The organism is Streptosporangiales bacterium (assembly GCA_009379955.1).
Taxonomy (GTDB): Bacteria; Actinomycetota; Actinomycetes; order Streptosporangiales; family WHST01; genus WHST01.
In genome coordinates this window covers 1-5,105 of sequence record WHST01000209.1, presented here as the reverse complement: position 1 = coordinate 5,105, position 5,105 = coordinate 1, and the positions used below count along the sequence as shown (strand labels likewise).

Genomic DNA, 5,105 nt, shown 5'->3' with positions numbered 1-5,105 from the left:
GGCACTGGAGAAAGACGTCCGCGAATGGATCAAGATGTGGAACGAGGACCCGAAACCGTTCGTGTGGAAGAAGACCGCGGAGGAAATCCTCGACTCCCTCGCACGATATATCACACGAATTTCCGGCGGGCGACACTAGTCGCCCTTGTTCCTGCGCCGGCGGACCTTGTGGCCCACGCCGTAGCGCAGGCGGACCGAGCCGTACGAGGACTCGCCGGTCACGACGAGGTGCGGGTGACCGGGGACGGGAATGGCGGGCACCGCACTGCGGATCGTCCCCCACGCGGACGTGATGTCGACCTGCGCCGTCGCCCCGTCAGGGAGGGTCAGGTAGACCGACCCGTACTTCGTGCGGACCACGAGCGTGGTGACGGGTGCGGCGAAGACGGCTTCGCGGAAGTCGAGCTGGACGGAGCCGTACGTGCCGTCGAGCTCGATCCTGGCGGGTACCAGCCAGCGCCCCTTCCGCTGGATGCCGCCGCCCGACGTCTTGAGCACCAGCGGCCCGGCGTCGGCGGTGGGGACGGGGACGCCGCCGGGCGGGATCGGCGCGAGCGCGCCCGGTGCCGCCGGCGGGATGTCGTCGGTCAGTCGCGCCAGCTCCGCGTAGGTGCGGGCGGCGAACGTGTCGGTCAGCCTCGTGTCGAGCTCGTCGAGGGTGATCCTGCCGTCACCGGCGGCCTCGCGGAGGATCTCGGCGGTGTGCTCACGATCGCCGTCGGACGCGCGGTAGGTCATGGGGTCGCGCCCGGTCGAGTCCGACATGACGCCGAGCCTACCCGCCGAATACGTACCTCAGCAGCACAACGCCGTCGAGCCGGCGGACCTCCGCGAGCGTCATCGGTCGTGCCGGACCGTACGGCGTCGACCCCGGCACGGTGAACCGCGGTGCGGCCGGGTCGCCGACGAAGAACGGCGCGATCACCAGGTGCAGCTCATCGACGAGACCTGCCGCCAGGAACGCTCCCGCGACGGCGGGACCGCCCTCGACGAGCAGCTTGCGAACGCCGCGCCCGTGCAGGTCCGCGAGCAGCCAGGGCAGGTCGACCGCACCGGGTCCGCCGGCGACCACGTCGGCGAGACCGCCGAGCCGGCTGCCGAGCGCGCCGGCCGTCGCGTCCGCACAGTAGACGAGCCGACCGCTCTCTCCCGTGCGGAAGAACCGGGCGGCCGGGTCGAGCTCGCCGCTCGTCGTGATCGTCACCTTGAGGGGGTCGGCCGGCCGTCCTCGCGCGACACGGTCGGCGCGCAGCCGCTCCGCCCTGACCACCAGCCGGGGATCGTCGCGCCGGACGGTGGAGGCGCCGACGAGGATCGCGTCGCAGCCGGCCCTGACCTCGTCGACCCGGTCGAGGTCAGCCTCGTTCGACAGCACCAGCCGGGCGTCGCTCGCGTCGTCGACGTGGCCGTCGACCGACGTCGCCACCGACAGCAGCACGTACGGCCTCATCCGCGCACCGTACCGCTCACCACGCACGGAAACCCCCGTGCGCGCCGCCGGGCAGCCGTGGGATGCTGCGCGCCGTCCTGACAACGGGGACGCCGGCACTCGAGGAAGGAAGGAGGTACGGCGATGTCAGTGCTCGTTTCCGTGCCTTCCGCGGTCCATGAGGACAATGCCTGAGCCGCGGATGCACCTTTGACCGACAGGACACATCATGACCTCGTACATCCGCACCATCACGTTCGACTCCGGGCCCGACCCCTCGCGCCTCGGTGAGTTCTGGCGCAAGGTGACCGGCTTCATCGACGTGCCCGACAACCCCAACGAGCCGGGCGACCCCGAGTGGGTGCTCCAAGACCCGAAGGGCGTCTACCACCTGCTGTTCATCCCGGTGCCCGAGGGCAAGACGGTGAAGAACCGCGTACACCTCGACATGGTGCCGACCGACCGCACCCGCGACGAGGAGGTCGAGCGACTGCTCGGCCTCGGGGCCACGCAGGTCGCCGACTTCCGCAAGCCGGACGGCTCGGGCTTCGTCGTGCTGGCCGACCCGGAGGGCAACGAGTTCTGCGTCGAACGCAGTGAGGCGGAGCGCGCCGCCGGTTGACCGCGCGTGGCCGGTGAGTGCGCCGGAGGTCACACTCGGCGCGCTCACCGGTTCTACTAACCTCGCTCTCATGAGCGAGCAGCAGCAGGAGTACCGGGTCGAGCACGACTCGATGGGCGAGGTGCGGGTGCCGGCGCAGGCGAAGTGGCGCGCCCAGACCCAGCGGGCCGTGGAGAACTTTCCCGTGTCGGGGCAGCCGATCGAGAGCGCCAACATCGCGGCCCTGGCCAGGATCAAGGCCGCCGCGGCGAAGGTCAACGCGGAGCTCGGCGTCCTCGACGAGGACATCGCCGCGGCGATCGAGGCGAGCGCGAACGAGGTCGCCACGGGCACGTACGACGACCACTTCCCCATCGACGTGTTCCAGACCGGCTCAGGCACGTCCAGCAACATGAACACCAACGAGGTCGTCGCCACGCTCGCCACCGCCCGCCTCGGCCGCGACGTGCACCCGAACGACCACGTCAACGCCTCGCAGTCGTCCAACGACGTGTACCCGTCGTCGATCCACATCGCCGCGACCGGTGCCGTCACCCACGACCTGCTGCCCGCTCTCGACCTCCTCGCCACCTCGCTCGAAGGCAAGGCCGCCGAGTTCGCCGACGTCGTCAAGTCGGGGCGCACGCACCTGATGGACGCCACCCCCGTCACCCTCGGCCAGGAGTTCGGCGGCTACGCCGCCCAGGTCCGGTACGCGACCGAACGTCTCTCGGCGAGCCTCCCCAGGCTCGCCGAGCTGCCGCTCGGCGGCACCGCCGTCGGCACCGGCATCAACACCCCGCCCGGCTTCTCCGCCAAGGTCATCGAGGAGGTCGCGCGCGCGACCGGGCTTCCGCTGACCGAGGCACGCAACCACTTCGAGGCCCAGGGATCCCGCGACGGCCTCGTCGAGGCCAGCGGCCAGCTGCGCACGTACGCCGTCGGCCTGTACAAGATCGCCAACGACCTCCGCTGGATGGGCTCGGGCCCGCGCTGCGGCCTCGGCGAGATCGCGATCCCCGACCTGCAGCCCGGCTCGTCGATCATGCCCGGCAAGGTCAACCCCGTCATCTGCGAGTCCGTCCGCCAGGTGTGCGCCCAGGTCATCGGCAACGACGCGACCATCGCCTTCGCCGGCACCCAGGGCGACTTCGAGCTCAACGTCATGCTGCCGGTCCTCGCCCGCAACCTCCTCGAGTCGATCCGGCTGCTCGCCAACGCCTCGACACTGCTCGCCGAACGCTGCGTCGACGGCATCGAGGCCGACGTCGAACGCTGCCGCGAGTACGCCGAATCGTCGCCGTCGATCGTCACCCCGCTCAACCGCTACATCGGCTACGAGAACGCCGCCAAGGTCGTCAAGCAGTCGATGGCCGAGCGCAAGACCATCCGCGAGGTCGTGCTCGAGGGCGGCTACGTCGAGGACGGCAGGCTCACCGTCGAACAGCTCGACCAGAGCCTCGACGTGCTGCGCATGACCCACCCGTAGTGCCCGCGACCTTCGCTCTCACGACGGGCAAGGTGCTGGGGAGATCGACTAGCCTGTGGCCATGTGGCAGTGACGGGCGACAGGCCGGTAACAGTACATGGACGACCAGCGCAATGACGGCGACAAGGCCCTGGAGCAGCGCCGGATCGTGACCGGTGCCGGCTCGACGGCGAAGATCCTCTACGTGGGATCCGCACTCGCCCTGCTGGTGGTCATCGCCAAATTGGCGACACAAGGTGCCACGCTGACGCTCGGCGGCGCGGTGAGCATCCCTCTCACGGGTTCCTGGATCGTGTTCGTCCTGTTGACCGTCGGACACGTCTTCAGCGCAGTGTTCCTGACGCGTCGGATCTCCGCGTACCTGGACCTCCTGCCCTCGGCTGTCGAGCTGCGGCAGGTGTTCGACGAGCTCACCGCCGGCAGCAACCCCTTCATGCACGGGCTGGTGTCACGTGCGAGACCGAGGCGTGCCGGTGGCGTGTATCACCCGATGAGCCGGTCGGACCCCTCCGCCTGGGCGGCCTACGGCGCCACGGCAGCGCTCGTCGCGGCGATGCTGCCCGTCCATCGCGGGACGAACGGCCTCGAGTGGGAGGACGGCTTCACGTTCGGGGCACTCGTGTCCCTGACGGCCGTCGTCCTGATCGCCAACTGGTGGGCCGGTTCGATCTGGCTCGTCGGCCTGTCGACCCTGCGGTCGACCTACGAGGAGATAGTGGCGCTGCCCGAAGGTCCGCTCACGCACCTGGAGCTGGCTTCACTGCTCATGCCGGACCTGCCGTCGGTCAGAACCTGCGGTCAGCTCCACAAACTGTCGAACCGCTACTGGCGCCTGAGCCGGCATCCGGTTCCTCTGGCGGATCCCGATGCGGGACACCCGGCAACTCACTTGTCGACCAAACAACTCTGGTACATCACGTCGGGATACCGGCACATCAGGGAGTGCCATCCCCAGCTCGGACTGCCGGAGATACCGCCATTCCAGTACCTGCTCGATGGCCTTCCGCCTGCACCAGAACGAGATCGCGGCGCCGGCCGTAGCTGGAAGGATCGACCGAAGGAGCGGTGGTGGCGCAGGATCTCGTGAGGTCACGCGAGACGGACCGGCAGCAGTCGCATGCGAACGCACGCTCGTGACTCGGCTCACAAGGCCGGGAGGGAAACCTCGTCGCGCGGGCCTCGTTGTGCGTGGTATACGAGCGCAGACGACGACCATGCAGAGGGGTGCCGTGAACCTGCGTCCCGCACCCTACAACGAGATCTCCTACCGGAAGATCTTCCGCGCGATCAACCGCTTCACACTGCAGACGCTGAACCCGTCCCGCAGCCAGCGGCGTCGCAGCGACTGAGACCCCCGCCCGCCCGCAGTACACGCCCCTTGACAGCCCCGGCAGCGTCGCCGGGGCTTCGTCATGTCCGCCCGACGTCAGGTGTCGCCGTAGTCATGGGGTCGTTGGGTGTAGGTGCGTCGGGTGGGTGTGGTCCAGGTGACGGTGCCGTCGGGGTGGGCGTGGAGTGTCCAGCCGGTGTTCTCGTCTTTGAGCCGGTGGTGAGTCGGCGGCGGGAGTTGCACCCGCCGCCGCTCG

Annotated in this window: 6 protein-coding genes; 4 read left to right on the top strand and 2 right to left on the bottom strand. The window is 69.4% G+C overall.

Annotated features, from left to right (window positions below; translation table 11 throughout):
• The coding region (locus tag GEV10_31765) for an IS630 family transposase (protein MQA82979.1) at window positions 1–139 on the top strand (139 nt) is incomplete at its 5' end.
• Here the strand turns inward: GEV10_31765 and GEV10_31760 are convergent.
• Window positions 136–765 (bottom strand): DUF1707 domain-containing protein, encoded by a 630-nt coding sequence (locus tag GEV10_31760; GenBank protein ID MQA82978.1) that lies wholly within the window; start codon window positions 763–765, stop codon window positions 136–138. The two genes, GEV10_31765 and GEV10_31760, sit on opposite strands and share 4 nt — an antisense overlap.
• Window positions 766–775: 10 nt before the next feature.
• On the bottom strand, window positions 776–1,450 hold the full coding sequence (locus tag GEV10_31755) for a deaminase (GenBank protein ID MQA82977.1): 675 nt from the start codon (window positions 1,448–1,450) through the stop codon (window positions 776–778).
• Window positions 1,451–1,658: 208 nt separating this feature from the next.
• Between GEV10_31755 and GEV10_31750 the strand changes: the two genes are divergently transcribed.
• The 3 genes from GEV10_31750 to GEV10_31740 all read left to right on the top strand — a co-directional run bounded on the left by GEV10_31750 (window position 1,659) and on the right by GEV10_31740 (window position 4,606).
• Entirely contained in the window at window positions 1,659–2,051 is a 393-nt protein-coding gene (locus tag GEV10_31750) for a VOC family protein (protein ID MQA82976.1), read from the top strand.
• Window positions 2,052–2,121: 70 nt separating this feature from the next.
• A complete protein-coding gene (locus GEV10_31745; GenBank protein ID MQA82975.1) occupies window positions 2,122–3,519 on the top strand; it encodes an aspartate ammonia-lyase in 1,398 nt (465 codons plus the stop codon).
• A gap of 97 nt (window positions 3,520–3,616) precedes the next feature.
• The gene (locus GEV10_31740) at window positions 3,617–4,606 is read left to right on the top strand and encodes a hypothetical protein (GenBank protein ID MQA82974.1); all 990 of its coding nucleotides are present in this window, start codon (window positions 3,617–3,619) and stop codon (window positions 4,604–4,606) included.
• The last annotated feature ends 499 nt before the right edge of the window (window positions 4,607–5,105 follow it).

Bases quoted from the DNA above. Each gene is read 5' to 3' on its own strand.
- GEV10_31740 (MQA82974.1), top strand. From the start codon at position 3,617: ATGGACGACCAGCGCAATGACGGCGACAAGGCCCTGGAGCAGCGCCGG.
- GEV10_31745 (MQA82975.1), top strand. From the start codon at position 2,122: ATGAGCGAGCAGCAGCAGGAGTACCGGGTCGAGCACGACTCGATGGGC.
- GEV10_31760 (MQA82978.1), bottom strand. From the start codon at position 765: ATGTCGGACTCGACCGGGCGCGACCCCATGACCTACCGCGCGTCCGAC.
- GEV10_31750 (MQA82976.1), top strand. From the start codon at position 1,659: ATGACCTCGTACATCCGCACCATCACGTTCGACTCCGGGCCCGACCCC.
- GEV10_31755 (MQA82977.1), bottom strand. From the start codon at position 1,450: ATGAGGCCGTACGTGCTGCTGTCGGTGGCGACGTCGGTCGACGGCCAC.